Consider the following 17593-nt stretch of genomic DNA (forward strand, 5'->3'; position numbering starts at 1 on the left):
CTCCACGGCGGCGTTCAGGGCCAGGAGGTTGGTCTGGAAGGCGATCTCGTCGATGGTCTTGATGATCTTGGCCGTCTGGTCGGAGGAGGCCTTGATCTCGGAGATGGCCTGGGTCATCCTCTCCACCGCCTCGCTCGCCCGGTCGGCGGAGCCCTTGGCCTCCTGGGCCAGCTTGCGGGCCTCCTCGGCGCTCTCCGCATTCTGGCGGCTCATGCCCGCTATCTCCTCCACCGAGGCGGTGACCTCCTCCAGGGAGGAGGCCTGCTCGGAGGCCCCCTGGGCCAGGGACTGGGAGGAGTCGGAGATCTGCTCCGAGGCCCCGGCGGTCTGGGAGGCCGCCTCCCTCACCTGGGAGAGGGCCTGGTTGAGGTTCTCGATCATGGTCCGGAAGGCGATACCGAAGGCGTCCTTCTCCGAGAGGGGCCGCACCTCCTGGTCCAGGTCCCGCACGGCTATCTTGCCCGCCACCTCGGCCATCTCCCGGAGGTAGGAGACGAGGCGGTCCAGGGACTCCTTGATGGCCAGGTAGGATTCCTTCACCGAGGCGGTATCCTCGTCCCCCGGGTCCACCTCGTAGGCGGTGTCCAGGTCGCCGGTGGAGAGGGACTCCATGGCGGAGATAAGCTTCTCCGTCTCCCGGGACTGGTATTCTCCCAGCTTCTCCATGCGCCGGGCGGCACGTTTGATCTCCGTCTGGTCGACGACAAACTCGCTGGCGCCGATGACCTCTCCTTGCATATCCCGCAGGGGTAAGCCGGTATACGAGATCTCCAAGTCCTTGCCGCCCGGATGAGCGTGGGTCTTGCTGCTGGCCGCGGAGCCGTCCCGCATGGCCCTTCCCACGGCGCAATTCGTCGTATGACAATCGCCGGTCTTGAAGTGGCTGTAGCACTTGGTGCCGCGGAGCTGTTCCTTGGGAGCCCCGATCACCTCCGCTCCTGCCCGGTTCATGAAGCGGATGTTGAATTCCCTGTCCACGATCATGAAGGGAGAGGGAAGGTTGTCGATGTACCCGACCAGTCGGTCCAGGACGGCGTTGAAGCCCTCGATGATGGGCCGGAACTCGAAGTTCACCTTCTCCGGGTCGCCGCGGGCGTCCAGGTCACCCGCGATAGCGGCGGAGGCCAGGGACTCGACCTGGGCCATGAGCCCCCCGAGGATGCCCTTCACGTTCCTCCAGAAGTAGAGGCCGATAAGCAGGGCGGCTACGGCCCCCAACACCAGGATGATCACGGACACCACGGTGGAACGGGAGGCCGTGGAATAGGCAGCGTCCCGGGAGGTGGCTGCCACGGCCATGTTCTCCTCCACTATCTGGTCCAGGGTTGCGTTGGCTTCCTTCCACTTCTCCCGGGCGGAGAGCATGAGGTCCTCGATGCGGGTGTCCAGCTCTTCCACCCGGGGGTCATCCTCGTCCGCACCGGAATTGAGTAGCGATTCGTATTCCCGGGCCGCGGCCACGAAGGCGTCCGTTTCCTCCTTGAAGGCCTGGTACTGGGGCTTGAACTGCTCCCACAGGCGGGTCTCCTCGGTGGTCTTGGGCAGGGACTCGTACAGCTTCAAATGCTCCTCGATGCGCGAGAACCCAGCCCCCTGGTACTGCCCGGTGCCCGCGATGTAGTCGAACTGGGCCTGGCGGGTGGTGGGATCCCGGAATATGCGCCCGATGCACAACCCCCGGGTACCCACCAGGATCTCGTTCATTCCTATATCCACCTGGTCGAGAGCCTCCACGGAAGGCAAGACGTCGTCCCCCAAATCCTTCACGCCGCCGCGCACGGATCCCATGCCGACGATACCCACCACTCCCACCACCACCAGGAGAACCAGGCAGAGGGCGAAGGATAGAAGGATCTTGGGTCCCAGTTTCACCTTTCGCAACATCGCCCGCTCACCTCCACACGCAGCATCCGCTCACTCCATCCCCGGGGGTTTGGAGGGTTCCTCCAGGCGGGCCAGGGAGGCCAGCTCCTCCCCCAGGAGCACTTTCCCTATGTCCAAAAGCATGATCACCCGGTTCCCGGACTTCCCCATGCCGGTGATGAACTCGGTGTCCACGGAGGCGCCGAACTCCGGGGTCTCCTCGATGTCCTCGGACACCAGGTCCAGGACCTCGGAGACCCGGTCCACCACCACCCCCATGTTCGTCCCGTCCAGGTCCACGACCACGATGCACGTCTCCCGGGTGTCCTCCTGCTCGGGCATCCCGAACTTGCGCCGCAGGTCGACGACCGGGATGATCCTGCCCCGCAGGTTGATGACTCCCCGCACGAAGTCGGGCATGCGGGGCACCTTGGTGATCTCCATGAGGCCGATGATCTCCTTGACCTTCAGGATGTCCAGGCCGTACTCCTCGTCTCCCAGGACGAAGGTGAGGTACTTGTTCAGGCCCGGGTTACGGCTCCGGTTCAACTGAGCGGTGGATGTCTCCATGCGCTCACCTCCTACATGGCTCCAGGAACGACGCATCGTGACGCCGCCTAATTACCTGACCTTTCTCTGGTCCCGTAAAGGGTGTCGCATAAAGATGCGGGACCCTTTTACGAAGGATCCGGCAATATCCCCCTTTTCCCTCACCGCATCACCTCCTCAGGGCCAGGGCGAGCAGCTCCTGGGGATCGAGGATAAGGGCCACCCGCCCGCTGCCCATGATGGCGCCCCCGGCCACCCCTGGGAGGCGGGGAAGGGCTTCCCCCAGCGGCTTGATGACCACCTGCTGCTGGCCCTCGATGTCGTCCACCAGGAGCCCGCACTTCCTCCCGTTTTCCCCCAGGACCAGGACCAGGGCCCGGTAGGGATCCTCTTCCGCCCCGGGTAGCGCGAAGAGGCGATGCAGGCGGAAGAGGGGTATGAGTTCCCCCCGGGAGAGGATGACCTCGCCCCGGCCGGAGACCGTCTTCACCTGTCCCGGCTCGGGACGGAAGGATTCCCGGATGGCGATGGAGGGCAGGATGTAGTTCTCCCCGGCTACCCGGGTAACCATGCCGTCGATGATGGCCAGGGTCAAGGGGAGGCGGAGGGTGACTCGCGTGCCGCGGCCCGGCTCGGAGTGGACCTCCACCCTTCCCCGGAGGTTCTCCACCGTGCGCCTCACCACGTCCATGCCCACGCCCCGCCCGGATATGTCGGTAACCTTGTCGGCGGTGGAGAAACCCTCGCTGAAGATGAACTGCAGGATCTCCTCCCGGGTGAGCTCCTCGCCCTCCCGCACCAGGCCCAGGGAGATGGCCCGGGCCAGGACTTTCTCGGTGTCTATTCCCCGGCCGTCGTCCTCGAGCTCGATGACTACGTTGCCCCCCTGGTGATAGCCGCGAAGGTGCAGGCGGCCCGCCTCCGGCTTGCCGCGGGACCGCCTTTCCTGCGGCGGCTCGATGCCGTGGTCGATGGCGTTGCGAATCATGTGCACCAGGGGGTTAGCGATCTCCTCCACTACGTTGCGATCGATCTCCGTGTCCTCGCCGGAATAGGTGAACTCCACGGGCACGCCCGAGCGCACCGAGAGGTCCCGGGCAGCCCTTGCCATTTTCTGGAACGTGTTTCTCAGGGAGACCATGCGCAGGGACATGGCCAGTTCCTGGAGCTCGCGGACGATCTTGGAAAGCTGGGAGAGGTTCTTGGCCAACCGGGGATTCCTGGTGAATCTCAATTCCTCCTCCTGGGCCACCATGGAGTGGGCGATGACCAGCTCGCCCACCACGTCGACTAGGGAGTCCAGGCGCCGGGTGCTTACCTTCACGAAATGCTCCTTGGGCTGGGAAAGAGATGGGCCGCCGGGCGCGGAGCCCCCGCTCTCCTGGGCCGTGGAGGGGGCCCTCGCCCCGGCTTTCTCGCCGCACCCGACGGCGGGGCGCCCGGGAAGGAAAGACCGGGTCTCGGTTCCGCCGGGGGAATCGCCACCCAACTCCTTCCACGCCAGGAGCCTCTTCATCACCTGAGGGTAGTTCAGGGGCGAGGAGTACCCGTTCCCGCGCGTGTGCTCCTCCACCCTTCGCAGCATCTCCTTGAGCAGGTCGAGGGCGCAGAGGGCCAGGTCGGCGTAAGCGCCGGTCAATTCCACCCTTCCTTCCCGGGCCTCGGACAGCAGGTTCTCCGCGGCGTGGGCCACGTTCACCATGTCCTTGAGGTTCAGGAAGCCCGCGCTTCCCTTGAGGTTGTGAAAGCCCCGGAAAGCCTCGTGGAGCCATTCCCTGGAGGTGGGATCCTTTTCCAGCTCGAGGAGGGCGGTCTCTATCCTCTGGACGTCCTCCGGGGCCTCGGCCAGGAAATCGGCAAGCTCCTCCTCGTCCGCCTCCAGTCCTTCCTGGGGCCGAAGTTCGGGTGATTCCTGGACCGCGCCACCCGATTCGGGAGCAGTCTTCCGGTTTGACGGAGTGGAGAAGGAAGAGACGGTTTCCAGGATCTCCAAGATCTCCTCGGCATCTTCCTCTCCCCCCTCCATTCGGGACCGGAGAAGATAATGCGTTCGGTCCTTGAACCGGAGAAGGAGGTCAACCAGGTCGGAAGACGGGGGTAGCGAGGCCAACATTTCGGACACCCCGGCCAGCGGCTCGGAAAGGCGGGCGAAGCCGAGGGAAGGGGCTCTCTCCGCGAGCTCCCTTAAAAGGCGTGCCACCGGGGCGAGATCCGGCCGCGGATCTTCCTCCGCCGCCAGGAGCAGGGATTCCAGTTCCTCCAGCCGCTCCAGACCCTCTTCCAGGGCGGCTTCCTCCTCCGCGGCGCGCGAGCCCAGGCCCCGGGCGAAGACCTCACCCAAAGAGGAGAGTTCCTCGCGGATGGCCTCCAGGAGCGCGGGGAACTCCGCGCCCGCGTCGGAGTCTCCCTCCTGGATGCGGAGCAACAGTTCCCTGGCGGAATCGAGCCTCTCACCGAGGGACGGTGGGAGGTAGGGGCGGTTGCGGTTGCGTTCCACGATGTTGAGCATGCCGGGCAAGAAGGAGGGCTGCAGTTCCTCGGCCAGTCCCGCGAGGACGTCGAGGTCCATGCACAGTTCCTCGACCTCCCTCTCCGTAAGGGCGATCTCCGAGTCCGGAGGAATGCCGGCCGCGGTTTTTGCTCCCGGGCGTTCCCCGCCTGGGATCGCTTCTCCTTCCGCGTCTCCGGGTTGCTTTTCCATGGATTCTTCCTGAAGGGCGATGATCAGGCGGTCGAGGGCTCGAGACAGTTCCTTGAAGCCCCCCTTCCTTCCCCGCAGGAACTTGCCCGCGGCCCTGGAGAGGGCCACGGCCTCGTTCTTGACCTCCGGAGGGGGAGGCTTGAGAAGGGCAAGCACCCTTTCCAGGACGGGGCGAACCTCGGGAAGCGAATCCTTCTCTTGCTCGTCCACCGCGGCAAGGGCCAGGGAAAGGCTCTCCAGCTCCTGTTGGAGCACTTCCAGAGAAGAAGGCATGGTTATTTGTACCCCCTCCTCACCAAGCTGAGTTTCTTCGAGTCAGCGCACCGGTTTTATCAATTGTCTGCAACAAGGTTCATGCTTCGTGAGGGAATGGACATCAACCGGATAGTTCTATGGGGTGGGAAAAACGGGGGAGTGCCGGGAGGGAGAGGGTTCCGGGCCGGGGAGGACTAGCCATGGACGGGAGGACCTCGCGGAGCTCGCTAGCCGATGACCGAGGGGCGGCTTGAGCCCTTTCCCCGGGAAAAGGCGGACGGATTCCGCGAACTTCGGGTTGAAGTTGCAGCTGAGAAAGACACAGACTTCGCATGTCGGTCCGCAGATGAACATCTTCACCACTCCGTCCCTCAATTCCGGTTGCTATTGTTGTACGTGACTCGGCATATATAGACGCCTTCAATGACATTGTCGATGGGAAACGCCTGCGGGGAATCCATACATGGGAGGAAAGCAAAGGGGTAAAAAGGAAGGATTAAATTATAGGTGCAAAGGCATTGATCTTGAAACTTGAAAAAAGAATGCTTAAATTTAATGAGGATTATTAATTTAATAAATTATTTAACATTTAAAGTCGCCAGAAAGGAGGAGGGGGCTTGGACCTTAAAGAGGCGGTCGACATCCTGGGCATGCTCCTGGAGGGGAAGGACAGAAAACCCCAGGCGGCGGAACTGCGCAGGGTGGGATCCATGATCCTTGACCTCGCCCGGGAGATGGACACGGTTCCCGGTGGGAAGCCACTCTCTTTAGATGAGCTGGAGAGAGCCTTGGGCTACCTGGAGAACCATATCGGTGAATTGGGTGGCGATGCCCTTCGCGAAGCCATGGACTTGAGGAAAAACCTTGTGGACATAAGCGAGGGAAGGGAAAAGAAATCGAGGCATGGTCATGGAGTAATAAATCAACCTCAACTTAACATTAAGTATAAGGATACTGAGACAAAGGATAGGGTTATAGAGCCGGTCATGGAAGCGGACGAGGAGGAAGCGTACGAGGCAAAAAGAGAGCCGGTCCCCTCCAGGCAAAACTTAATATCCGGGAATTCATTAACCTTCCGGGAAGGAAGGACACTCGGTAGAATGTTAAGAGATAAAAGGTTAAGTTTAGGGTTAAAACAGAAGGAAGTGGCGGAACGAATAGGCGTATCCCCGTCTTACCTGTCGTTGCTCGAAAACGAAAGGTGCCCTCGTATCTCGAGGAGATTGAAGGAAAGGGTGGAGGCCTTCTTGGAAAGGGAGGGGGACACGGAAGGGGTCGTGGAGGTCCCCGCTAACGCTTCTACCGGAACAAGTAACTTGAATAAGAAGGGAGTGACTTACACACGTACCTGCAAGGGGGGTAAAATGGAAGTTGAAGGTATCGATAACTCCCATCGCCGGGAGGATGCGCTGAAAAAACTTCTCCAGGCCTCGCTGCGACTGGGAAGGGAAGAATTATTGTTGTTGTATGAAATAGCGAGGCGGCTTGGGGAGGAAAATTAAAGTTCTACTAAAAGATAATTCTTAATGAGTATAAATTCAAACTCATAATATTAAATTAATTAAAATTCATTTAATTTACGCGAACCTGTAGAACGCATGGGGAGGAATTTTATATCCATGGATTGAGCCTGGAAAACAAAGCCGCAAGAGCTTGAACCATGACTCATCTTCTAAATAGATCCGTGTTCCGGGAGTTGGAACATGTAAGCCTGGCCTTAAGCGCAAGATCCGTGAGTCTTCCTGAAGAATTTATATCCCGGGGCGTGGGTCTGGTAATTGAGAAAACGGAAAAACGGGAATGCCGGCCGGAGTTTCGAGTACCGGTGCTTGGGTCGGGCTTTTCCTCGACGAGGTTGACGAGAACAAGGAAAATGCAAGGAATATTGCATCGTATTCCGGCCCTGTGCCGGGAATATAAATGCCATGCGCTACATCTTCGAGATCTACACTCTTGGGCCGGTCGAAGCAAGGCATGCCGTTTGGAGGTAAGAGGAAAAGAAAGTAAGGCTCTTGGGAAATGCGTGCCGGGGAGGTCCATCCAGACGAGGAACGCGAGAAGCACGGCGGAAGACCAGGCGGCTGGAGCCGCGAAGTCCACTCGAGTCTTTCCCGGGGAGTGAAGCCCGGTGTCCCGGTTGGATATGCCCGATGGACATCCCAGATAATATGCGTCTTCGTGCAATTGCATGTTTTCAATGGCGATTGCTCCGGGAACTTGTTGCGCACCCTTCGGGCTCCGTGGCCTGGAGGCCCGAAATCCCCCCAAAGGTGTACCTTTGCATCAACCCCTTTTATGGTTTACGTCGTGGATCTTGCAAGGCGGTTCGATTAATATAGTTATGCATTTTGGCGTGGAAACACGACGGTAACACGATGGAGAGGGAGGAAAAGCTCGGCGAAGGGTGGGGCGTGGGCTACTTCCACATCCCCTGGACCGGCTGAACAGTTTGGGGCTCTGGGAGAAGAGAAACCGTGGTATACATTGGAGACGAACAACGCCTCTTTAGCGACCTCAAGCTGGCTGGGGAACGTTCCGCCGCCTGGAACGATCTCCCTTCCCTCGGCGTAGCGGTGGAACCCTCGGAGGCCCTCTCCGAGCTGTTCGAATGGCTGGTGACCCGCATGGGTTTCGCGGGAGCATACCTGGCCCTTCCCAACATCTCGCTGCGGCAGTACCTGCAGAAGAAAAGGCATCCCCGCCTTCACTTCGTACCCCTGGAAGCCGAGGAGTTCATCCTTAACCTGCTGGCACGCGGCGAGGAAGAGGTCCTGTTCATCAACGGCCACGAGGATGGTATCCCTGCCTTTTTCCGCGGTTTCAAGAACGCGGCTTTTCCCGTGCCCGGACGCCTGGCGGCCGGCGGGTGCGAGAGGGTGAATTGCCTGTTCTCCAGGCGGGCAAGGGCTTCCGGGAACCGTTTCTACTGCTGGGAGGTACCCTTCTATTCCGGGGACTGCTGTTTCAAGAAGAGCGCGCGCGGAAATGGGTTCGGCTCTGCCTGCCACGGTTGTGCGCTGCTCCCCGTCTCCGTGGTCCTGGTCCTCCAGAAGGAGGATTGGACCAGGGAGGACGTCCTGGCCTTCATGCTGGCCTCCGAGCGCTGTTCCCTGGTCATGGACGATCTCTTCTTCCGGGATTTCAACGAGCGCCGGCAGAGGCTGGACGCCACCATCTCCAAGATCGCCACCCGGATGGGGGAGATCACCGACTTCCGGAAGGCCATGAACCTGCTCCTCTCCACGGCCATGGCCCTGCTGGCCGCGGACCGCGGATCCATATACGTTTACGAGGAACAGAGCGGCGAGCTGCGCTTCGCGGCCTGGCACAACCTCCCGGAGAACGTGGACGTAAGCGCTCCCCGCAAGGCCGAGTCGGGCATCGCGGCCTGGGTGGCCAAGCACGGCAAGCCGCTCATCCTGCAGGACCGGGTGGAGGGGGAGGCCTTCAAGGGCATAGACCCCAAGGTGAAGAGCGCCATTTCCTATCCCCTCTTCCACAAGGGCGAGCTCTTCGGGGTCCTGAACCTGGGGATAACCGACGAGGAAAGGAGGTTCTGCGAAGCCGACCTCCGTGTTCTGGAGTCGCTGACCGCGGTGGGGTCCATAGGCATGGAGAACGCCTTCCTGCACCGGAACATGGAGGAAAAGGAACAGCTGCATCGCAAGCTCCTCACCAAGATCATCAACGCCCAGGAGGACGAGAGGAAGAGGATTGCCTCCGACATCCACGATGACACCATCCAGTCCCTCATCAGCTGTTTCTACCAGCTGGAGGCGGCGGAGATGATGCTGGAGGAGGAGAACAACGCCAAGGCCTTGGACCTCTTGCGGGGAATAAAGAAGGACTTGCAGAGGAACATTACCTGCATGCGTCGCCTTCTCTTCGACCTGCGCCCGTCCATCCTCGACGACGCGGGGTTGGTGCCCGCCCTGGAGGATTACCTCAACCGCCTGGAGGAGGAGCTGGACATCAGGAGCTTTCTCTACGTGGACGAGGAAATGGGGGAGCTGGACCACGACGTGGGGGTGAGCGTGTACCGCATGGCCCAGGAGATATTTTCCAATGTAAGGAAACACGCCCGGGCGACGGAGGTGGAGGTGAAGCTCTACCGGAAGGGAAAGTTCCTGGTCATGGCGGTGCGGGACAACGGGGTGGGCTTCGATCCCGAGAGGGTGCTTACGGGTCGCGGAAGCGAGGAGCATTTCGGGTTGAGATCCCTCCGGGAGAGGGTGGATCTCAGCGGGGGGGAGATGGACATCCGATCGAGGCCGGGTGGGGGAACCGAGGTGGTGATAAGGATTCCAGTCGCCGTGTAGGGGTATTCCTTCTTCGGGAGGCGTGATCCTGCGGGGAGGAAGGCACGGGATGCCGTCCCGGGAGCGTGTAGTCCCCGGGAGGCGGGGGGAGGAGGACGCGAGGTGGAAAAGGAAGCGAGCCTTTCATTGTCCGGAGGGCATGAAGCCGAGAGCGACACCGAGCATGACACCGGCACCATCGGCATCGTGGTGGTGGATGACCACGAGAGCGTTCGCTCTTCCATTGCCCGCATCGTTTCCCTGCAGGAGGACATGACCCTACTGGGAGAAGCTTCCAACGGGCGCGCGGCGCTGGAGGTGGTGGAGAGAACGCGCCCCGACCTGGTGCTGGTGGACATCCGCATGCCGGAGATGGACGGCCTGGAGCTCATCCGCGTCCTCCGGGGGAATTACCCGGGCCTGAGGATCGTGGCCCTTAGCGCCCACGAAGAGGAGCTCTACGTCTCGGAGGCCCTGAAGCACGGGGCGGACACCTATGTCCTCAAGGGCGTGCCCTTGAAAGACCTCGTGGGAACCATCCGCCGGGTGATGTGGGGCAGGATCGATCTTCCTTCCGAGGTCACCGAACCGCTCATCAGTAGCTTCCGGCTGGCCGATTCCGTCCTCGGGATGCTGGGCCAGGCCTTCGCCGCATTTTACAGGGGTGAGGAGGCCCTAGATTTCCTGGCCTCCTGCGCGGCGGAGCTCTGTGGGGGAGAGCTGTACGCGCTGGCCTTCCGGAACGGCGACGCCTTTGGCATGGAAACCGGAAAGCTCAGGAAGGAGAGGAGACCGCCTATCTGCGAGGCGGAAGGATGGTCGCTCTCGGAAAGGGACCTCTTCGAGTTGGTCGCCCTGGTGGACGGAAGGCATCCAGTTGTGTGCAACGAACACCGGCTCAGGAACCGGGCCCGGGGTTGGAGAAGTCCCTACATCCACCTGGTGATCAACCCCGTGTTCTTGGGGGACGGGCTGGAGGCCCTCATGCTCATCGCCGGTTCCAGGCCTTTCCATCTCTCGCCGCCTCTCGTCCGCTACCTGGGTCTCCTTTCCGACCAGGCGGCGGTGTTCCTGGACCTCCTCGGCCTGCGCCGGGAGAAATCGAGGCTGGAGGAGGCCAACGGGAGGCTCAGGGACCTGCTCCGTTACGTGGCGGGCGAGGCGGCAGGCGGTGCAAACCTGCGGAGAATGTTGGAGATCCTGGTGGAGAGCCTGGGGCTGAGGTCGGGAACCTTGTTCGGGAGGAGCGAGGGGGGAAGGTGGAGGGTGGTTTGCAAGTACGGCCTTTCCGAGGAAGAGGCCGCCGCCCTGGCAAAGGTCATCGCCGGAAGTACCGCGTACGTGGATCCCCCGCGAACCCCGGTGTCTCCCAGCGGGACCCGGAGATGGCAATGGCAGGAAACGGAAGACGACGGCTCCACTCTCCTGGTCCTTCCCGTCGACCCGGATGCCCCGGAGAGGGAGGGCGAGAGGGAAGAGGGTTTCCTGCACCTGGATGGGGGGAGCTCCAGGGCGTGGCCGCCCTTCCCCCCCTTCCTCTTGGCCCTGGTCCTCCCGGAGGATTTCTCCCCCGAGGAGGAGGCGGACGTCTTGCAAGGTTTTGCGGCCTGCATGGGAAGTCTCCTCAAGGGGTTGAGCGAGGAGACCTGGTGAGCGCACGGGCGCGCTTCGAGAGCCGGATACCCTTCTTCTCCGCACATCTTTCCCGGTAATATCCCCCAAAATGCTCCTCCGCGCCTCTCCATTAGGGTGGTCAGGTATCTCCATGCCCGGGTGATTATGCAGGAGAGACGGAAAGGCGTTTTCTCGCGGTTCGGATCGCGCCTGGCCCGGCCGCGGGAGGGCGCCGCCTGGGTATCCCCGGCCTTCCGGGGAATGCCGCCGGTCACGGAGACGCGGTTTCGGCGTTCGGGCAGGAAGAATCAAGAGAGGGAAATGCAGGCGAAACGCTGGGAACGGAGAAGAGGCCGGGTGGCCGAGTTCGGTCGCCTCTACTCCCTGCCCTCCGGGCGGGACCTGGGAAGAGGAGCCCGGGAGCTCCTGGAAAAGCTGGCCGGGCTGGTTCCCTTCGACGTGGGACTGGCCTTCCTCAAGGAAGGCGAAACCGGGCACCTGGTTTACCTCGCCGGTTATCCCGGGGAGGACGAGGGCTTCCCGGTGGAGGATGTTCCCGTGCCGATGCAGGGAGGCATTTCCCCTCCGCGAACGCTTTCCGCCGGGGAGGACGAGGGTCTTTCCTCCTTTTTATTGCACTTCGTGAACCGGCTGGGGCTGCGCCATTTCGACTTCTTCGACATCCCCGCCGGGGGGCGCAGGACCCTCTATATCGTCCTGGGGGACAGGGGAGAGTACCGGGGGAGCCTGCGGTCCCCGACCACCGTGGGCGACGCGGTCAGGGAGAGCCTGGGCAGGCTTATCCGTGGAGCGGCGGAGGAGGAAACGCGGAGCGGCAGGCACTCGCGGGCCCTCATGGAGGTCTCCCGTATCCTGGCCGAGGAAACGGACCCCGAGCGCTTGATGGAGAGGGTCCTGGGCATCGTGGAGCGCCTGGTGGGCGCCAGGATGGCCTACCTGGCCCTCCTCGATCCCTCCGACCGCTCCCGGCTGCGGGGCGTAGCCGTGAAACTCGGCGAGGAGCTGATCGAGCTGGATACGGGGATGCGCAACGCCCTTTACCGCAAGGCCCGGGAAAAGGGGCTGGACAACCTGATCGCGGCCATGGAGGAGTGCCTGACCCCCGGCCTGGTGCGGGAGGGGGCGGTCATCCTCGAGGTGCCCGTGCGCCTGGAGGGCGAGCTCCTGGGAATGATCAAGTGCGCCCTCCGGGAGCCGCACGTGGACGAGACGGACCTCGAGTTCCTGCAGGCCTTGGCCGCCCAGCTGGCCGCGGGAATCAAGATCTCCGACCACTACCGGAAGCTGCGGGAGAGGGAAAAGGGTCTCTCCGCCCTCAACGCGCTCCTCTCCGATCTCTCCGAATGCCTCTTCCGGGAGGAGATGGCGGACTACCTGGCCCGGACCCTCCCCTCCATGGTGGGAGGAACGGAGGCCTTGCTCCTCCTCTGGAGCCGGGAAGGCGACGCGCGCCCCTCGGTGCTCGCCCGCTGGGGAGAGGGCAAGGAGCGGGGAACAAACCCCGCGGCGCTTCCCTTCCTGGAGAGGGTGCTCGGGGAGGCCCGCCTCCGGACCTCGAACGGCGAGAAGTGGGCGCTTTTCCGGAGGCTGGACCTGGTGGGCATCTGCGGCGGTCCGGAAGCACTGGAGGAGGCGGGAGTGGAGGAGGCCTTTCTTTTTCCCGCCTCCTCCTCGATGGACGGCGAATGGTGGTGCGTGGTCCTCTCCTCCCGGGAAGAGGGACTGGACGGCGATTTCCTGTTCTCGATTGCCGATTCACTGGTAGGTGCGGTGCAATCCTCCTTCTTGAGAGCGGCGTTCTACGAGGAGGCCCTCCGCGAGGAGGGCAAGTTGACCGCGGTCTTCGACGCCATGCAGGACGCGGTGTTGGTCTTCGACGGGGAGGGCAAGCTCATCGCCGCCAACCGGGTGGCCGACCGCCTCTTCGATTTCCGGAAAAGGGGCGTGATCGGCCGCGGGCTGGAGGAGGAAGACCTCCACCCCTCCCTTTACCGTTTTGTACGCGAGTCGAGCGGCGAGGGAGGAAACGTGGTCAGCGAGGAGATGATGGTTCCCATGGAACCTCCCCGTTACGTTCGGGCCTACAAGTCCAAGGTCCGGCTCCCGGCGGGGGAGGCGGCGGGGGAGGTGGTGGTGGTCAGGGACGTCACCGAGGAGAAGGAGGTGGAATTCCTCAAGGACGATTTCCTGGCCTGCGTCTCCCACGAGCTCCGGACCCCCCTGTCCATCGTCCTCGGGTACCTCGAGGTCCTGTGCGAGAACTGGGAGCGCCTGGACGAGCTCACCCGGCGGGATTCCCTGTGGCACACCCGCCGGGCGGCGGAGAAGCTCAAGGGTGTGATCGTGGACATCCTGGACACCGCCAAGGCGAGCAGGCGGGAACTGGTCCTCCGAAAAGCCCCGGTGGAGCTGGACCTGGTCGCCGAAGAGGTGACCAGGCAGGCCCGGGTGGCGGACGGGGACCACGCCTACAGGTTCGTGCGCATGCCAGGGTCCTGCGCGTGCCTGGCGGACGAGACCAAGATGAGGCGGGTGCTCTGGAATCTTCTGGACAACGCCAGGAAATTCTCGCCCCCGGGAACGGAGGTCACGGTGACCGTGGGCCGGAGGTCCGACGGCGTCTTCCTCTCCGTCGAGGACCGGGGGATAGGGATATCCCAGTGGCACCTCCCCCTCATCTTCCGCCGGTTCGCCCAGGTGGACCGCGGCGACGCCAGGAGATCGCAGGGGCTGGGCATAGGGCTTTTCCTGGTGGCGGAGATAGTGGAACTCCACAGGGGGAAGGTGGAGGTGAGGAGCGAGCCGGGTCGCGGCTCCACGTTTACCGTGCTGCTCCCCCCCGCCGAGGCCGTGAGCGCGGAGGGGGAGGCGAACGCGGGTTCCGACATGGAAGAAATTACAAGCAAGGTCATGGGCCTGGTCGAGGCCCAAGAGCAGCGAGATACGGGGAGGGCTTGACATGTTGCGGGGTCTCTATTCCTCGTTCGCGGGCATGCGCGCTTGGCTTTTCAGGCAGGACGTGGTGGCTTCCAATCTGGCAAATGTTTCCAGTCACGGGTACAAGCAGGACCTGGCCGTGTTCCGCTCCTTCCCCTCCCGGTCCATGGTGGCCCTGGAGGGGGAGGAGGGAAGCGTCGGCTCCAGGGCCCAGCCACTGGGGGCGTACACGGGCGGGGTCCTCCTCGGCGAGGTGAGGACCGATTTCTCCCAGGGAGCGCTCGAGGAGACCGGCGTGCCCACGGACCTGGCGCTGGACGGGGAGGGATTTTTCGCCGTGCGGCGGGGAGGGGAGATCCTCTATACCCGCAACGGCTCCTTCCACCTGGACGCCCGGCGTATCCTGGTCACCTCCGACAGCGCCGAGGTGCTTGACGAGGAAGGCCGTCCCATCCTGGTGGACGGGGAGCTCGTGGTGGAAGAGGACGGGACGGTCAACGTGAACGGCGCGGCGCGGACCCGCTTGGGACTCTACGCCTTCGACGACCTGGGGAGCTTGCGCAAGGTGGGCGGGGGATATTTTTCCTCCACCCAGGCCCCGCGCCGGGCTGGCGTCCGGGTAGCCCAGGGGTACCTGGAGGCCTCCAACGTCAACGCCGTGGACCAGATGGTCAAGATGATCGAGGGCCTGCGGGCGTACGAGAGCAACCAGAGGCTGATCCTGGCCCAGGACCGTACCCTGGAAAAGCTGGTCAACCAGACGGGGAAGGTTTAATCACCATGGGCTCCGACGCGCTTTTCGGAGCGGATGGAGGGGGAACGGGGTGATGAGGGTAGGCGTGGAGGGAGGTACCGCGATTTCGGGGCGTGGTAGAAGATCGCCGAACCGCATCCCCGCCGGGCGGGGAAGGCTGGGGGTGCGGGAGATATCCCGCGTGCTGGAGAACGTGGGAAGCGCCGTCCCGGCGAGGGATCGCGCGAGGCGGTAGGCAAGGAGGAAGGGGAGGCGAGGAACATGTTACCGGCCTTGAGAAACGCCGCTTCCGGCTTGTTGGCTCACCAGTTGATGATGGACGTCACCGCGAACAACCTGGCCAACGTGAACACGCCGGGCTTCAAGCGTTCCCTTCCCCGCTTCTCGGACCTCGTGGCTCCCCCCGGCGGGACCAGCCCCGAGCCGGTGGACCGGATAGGCCTGGGGACCAGGCCGGGGGAAGTGAGCAGGGACTTCCGGCAGGGGATCGTGGAACGCACGGACAACCCCCACCATCTGTGCGTGGAGGGAGAGGGCTTTTTTTTGGTCCACTTGGAGGACGGGAGCCTGGGCTTCATGCGGGCGGGCGTCCTGGGCTTGGACGCGGAGGGACGGCTCACCCTGAACGGACGGTACTTCCTGGAGCCCCCCCTGCGCCTGGACCCGGGGGTCACGGAGCTGGTGGTGGACGAGAGGGGCGCGGTGAGGGTCCCCGTCCCCGGGGGAGGGGAGGAGGAAATCGGTCGCATCATCCTGGCGCGCTTTCCCAATCCCCAGGGACTGGAGGCCAGGGGAGACGGCATCTTCGTGGCCACCGCCGCCTCGGGGGAACCGGTGGCCGACCTGCCCGGCGAAGGGGGGCTGGGGCTCCTGCGCCAGGGCTGCCTGGAGAGGTCCAACGTGGACGTGGCGGACGAGATGGTGCGCATGATTACCGCCCTGCGGGCCTACCAGCTCAACTCCAGGATGCTGCAGGCCTGCGACGAAGCCCTGGACGCGGCGAACAGGATAGTGAGAGGTTGAGGCGGGACGGCATGGCGAGCGGGATGGGAAAAAGCCTGGAAATAGCGGACCGCGACGGGATATGGAGCCGGGGAACGGAATGCAAGGCTCTTCCCGCCCCCGCCGGGGACGGGAAATCACGAGGGGGAGGGTAGGTCGTCGATGAACGCCATCTGGCCGTGGGTTTATGGGGTCGCCTCCGTGCCCGGCACGAACTCGAGTATCGCAGAGACGGGAAGGAACAACGGGGACCGGGACCTGCGGAGGGCCTGTTCGCGCTTCGAGGCCCTCTTCATCCGGGAGATCCTCTCCGCGTCCGGCCTGGAGCGGATACTGGGGTCCCCGTCGCCCCTCTTCGGCGAGGGGGAGTCGGGAGGCTCGCCGGGCGCGATGGGGGCGGAATTGTATGCCTCGGACGCCTTGAGCGCCCTGGCCGAATTCCTCGCCGCGCGGGGCGTCTTAGGGCTGGGGGAGGCCCTCTACCGTGGCCTGGTAGGTATTGCCGGTGAGGAGGGGAAAACGCCTGGGGACGGGTAGGCGGGTGGTGAGCGGAAATGCGCATGATCAACTGCGAGAAGTGCGGAAAGCTGTTTTCTTCCCTGTCCAGTCGCCTTTGCGAGGAATGCCGGGAGGAGGAAGAGGCCATGCTGAAAAGGGCCAAGGAGGAACTCTATCGCCATCCCGGCCTGGGGATGATGGAGCTGGTGCAACGCTTGGACATTCCCGTGGAGACTTTGGAGAAGTTCGTGAGGGAAGGACGGCTGGTCCTGCGCTCCAAGGAGCGGGTGACGCTAACCTGCGAGATGTGCGGCAAGGAGATCTCCGCCGGGAAGCGTTGTCCGGCCTGCGAGGCCAAGGTACGCAAGATGGCCCGCGAGCTCTACCGCGAGTCCAGGACCCGGGAGGGCATGTACTCGCTGCGCACCATCAAGGCGCGGAGGGAGGACGCCCATGAGTGAGGAGAAAGCGAGGGCGCGCCTTTCCGGTTTGCCCTTCACGCGGGGGCATGCCGCCGGCGTGGAGGGTTTCCGGAAAGGGGAAGTGCGCATGGCGGGGTGGACCGCCGCGAGGGGAGCCCTGTATCCCCGGGCGGAGGAGGTGCGCGGAGAGGTGGAATCCCTGCTGGAGAAACTGATTGCGCTTCTCCAGGAGGCCCGCCTCCTGGCGGAGAGCCTCCGGGAGGCGGCGGGCGAGCAGGGGAGAACCTCGCGATTGTGCGGTGAGCTGGACGCCGTAACCGGGGAACTGGAAGCCCTCGGGACGAGGATGAAGAACTGCCTCGCCGGTTTTCCGGAAGGTATCGACATGCCCGCCCTGGCGCGTCTCCTGGACCGCGGAGAGGATGGGCCCGTGACCTCGCGGTTGGAGCACGTGGGCAGGCTGGCGGCGGAGGTCCTGCAAAGGCAGGCGGCCAACGAGAAGCTCTTCTTCCTCCTGGGTGCGGGGATGGAGCGTTACCTCTCCGTCGTCGCCGAGGCCTCGGGAGGATGGGTTCCCTACGACTGCAGCGGCGCCCGGAGGTGGACGCGGGGATGGGAAAAAAGGACCTTGTACAGCACGTGATGAGACCGGGGAGGCGTGCTTCCGCGGTGGGGAAGA

The 17593-nt window shown here is 63.4% G+C and carries 13 protein-coding genes; 10 read left to right on the forward strand and 3 right to left on the reverse strand.

Annotated elements, in window-relative coordinates:
- The 3 genes from QME84_11435 to QME84_11445 form a co-directional block, all read right to left on the reverse strand.
- Positions 1-1884 (reverse strand): PAS domain-containing protein (locus QME84_11435; protein ID MDI6874875.1); only part of this gene is annotated, 1884 nt, incomplete at its 3' end.
- A gap of 30 nt (positions 1885-1914) precedes the next feature.
- Positions 1915-2433 (reverse strand): chemotaxis protein CheW, encoded by a 519-nt coding sequence (locus tag QME84_11440; protein MDI6874876.1) that lies wholly within the window; start codon positions 2431-2433, stop codon positions 1915-1917.
- Positions 2434-2581: 148 nt separating this feature from the next.
- Positions 2582-5386 carry a chemotaxis protein CheA gene (locus QME84_11445; protein ID MDI6874877.1) on the reverse strand — a complete coding sequence of 935 codons (2805 nt, stop codon included), beginning with the start codon at positions 5384-5386 and terminating at the stop codon, positions 2582-2584.
- Positions 5387-5985: 599 nt separating this feature from the next.
- Here QME84_11445 and QME84_11450 point away from each other — a divergent pair.
- The 10 genes from QME84_11450 to QME84_11495 all read left to right on the forward strand — a co-directional run bounded on the left by QME84_11450 (position 5986) and on the right by QME84_11495 (position 17557).
- Positions 5986-6870, forward strand: a complete 885-nt coding sequence (locus QME84_11450; protein ID MDI6874878.1) for a helix-turn-helix transcriptional regulator — start codon at positions 5986-5988, stop codon at positions 6868-6870.
- Positions 6871-7842: 972 nt separating this feature from the next.
- Positions 7843-9687 carry a GAF domain-containing sensor histidine kinase gene (locus QME84_11455; protein MDI6874879.1) on the forward strand — a complete coding sequence of 615 codons (1845 nt, stop codon included), beginning with the start codon at positions 7843-7845 and terminating at the stop codon, positions 9685-9687.
- A 102-nt stretch (positions 9688-9789) separates the two neighbouring features.
- Entirely contained in the window at positions 9790-11319 is a 1530-nt protein-coding gene (locus tag QME84_11460) for a response regulator transcription factor (protein MDI6874880.1), read from the forward strand.
- Positions 11320-11637: 318 nt separating this feature from the next.
- Positions 11638-14259 (forward strand): ATP-binding protein, encoded by a 2622-nt coding sequence (locus tag QME84_11465; protein ID MDI6874881.1) that lies wholly within the window; start codon positions 11638-11640, stop codon positions 14257-14259.
- A 1-nt stretch (position 14260) separates the two neighbouring features.
- On the forward strand, positions 14261-15013 hold the full coding sequence (locus QME84_11470) for a flagellar hook-basal body protein (GenBank protein MDI6874882.1): 753 nt from the start codon (positions 14261-14263) through the stop codon (positions 15011-15013).
- A 52-nt stretch (positions 15014-15065) separates the two neighbouring features.
- On the forward strand, positions 15066-15227 hold the full coding sequence (locus QME84_11475; protein ID MDI6874883.1) for a hypothetical protein: 162 nt from the start codon (positions 15066-15068) through the stop codon (positions 15225-15227).
- 26 nt (positions 15228-15253) lie between these two features.
- Entirely contained in the window at positions 15254-16015 is a 762-nt protein-coding gene (locus tag QME84_11480; GenBank protein MDI6874884.1) for a flagellar hook basal-body protein, read from the forward strand.
- Positions 16016-16156: 141 nt separating this feature from the next.
- The gene (locus QME84_11485) at positions 16157-16531 is read left to right on the forward strand and encodes a hypothetical protein (GenBank protein MDI6874885.1); all 375 of its coding nucleotides are present in this window, start codon (positions 16157-16159) and stop codon (positions 16529-16531) included.
- Positions 16532-16548: 17 nt separating this feature from the next.
- A complete protein-coding gene (locus QME84_11490) occupies positions 16549-16953 on the forward strand; it encodes a hypothetical protein (protein MDI6874886.1) in 405 nt (134 codons plus the stop codon).
- On the forward strand, positions 16946-17557 hold the full coding sequence (locus QME84_11495) for a hypothetical protein (protein MDI6874887.1): 612 nt from the start codon (positions 16946-16948) through the stop codon (positions 17555-17557). Before QME84_11490 ends, QME84_11495 begins: the two co-directional genes overlap by 8 nt.
- Positions 17558-17593 lie beyond the last annotated feature (36 nt).

The sequence above is a fragment of the Actinomycetota bacterium genome, assembly GCA_030019255.1.
GTDB lineage: Bacteria > Actinomycetota > Geothermincolia > Geothermincolales > RBG-13-55-18 > Solincola_A.

Coding starts and splice junctions, on each gene's coding strand:
- QME84_11445 (MDI6874877.1), bottom strand. CDS start 5,386: ATGCCTTCTTCTCTGGAAGTGCTCCAACAGGAGCTGGAGAGCCTTTCC.
- QME84_11470 (MDI6874882.1), top strand. CDS start 14,261: ATGTTGCGGGGTCTCTATTCCTCGTTCGCGGGCATGCGCGCTTGGCTT.
- QME84_11480 (MDI6874884.1), top strand. CDS start 15,254: ATGTTACCGGCCTTGAGAAACGCCGCTTCCGGCTTGTTGGCTCACCAG.
- QME84_11490 (MDI6874886.1), top strand. CDS start 16,549: ATGCGCATGATCAACTGCGAGAAGTGCGGAAAGCTGTTTTCTTCCCTG.
- QME84_11475 (MDI6874883.1), top strand. CDS start 15,066: ATGAGGGTAGGCGTGGAGGGAGGTACCGCGATTTCGGGGCGTGGTAGA.
- QME84_11495 (MDI6874887.1), top strand. CDS start 16,946: ATGAGTGAGGAGAAAGCGAGGGCGCGCCTTTCCGGTTTGCCCTTCACG.
- QME84_11440 (MDI6874876.1), bottom strand. CDS start 2,433: ATGGAGACATCCACCGCTCAGTTGAACCGGAGCCGTAACCCGGGCCTG.
- QME84_11485 (MDI6874885.1), top strand. CDS start 16,157: ATGAACGCCATCTGGCCGTGGGTTTATGGGGTCGCCTCCGTGCCCGGC.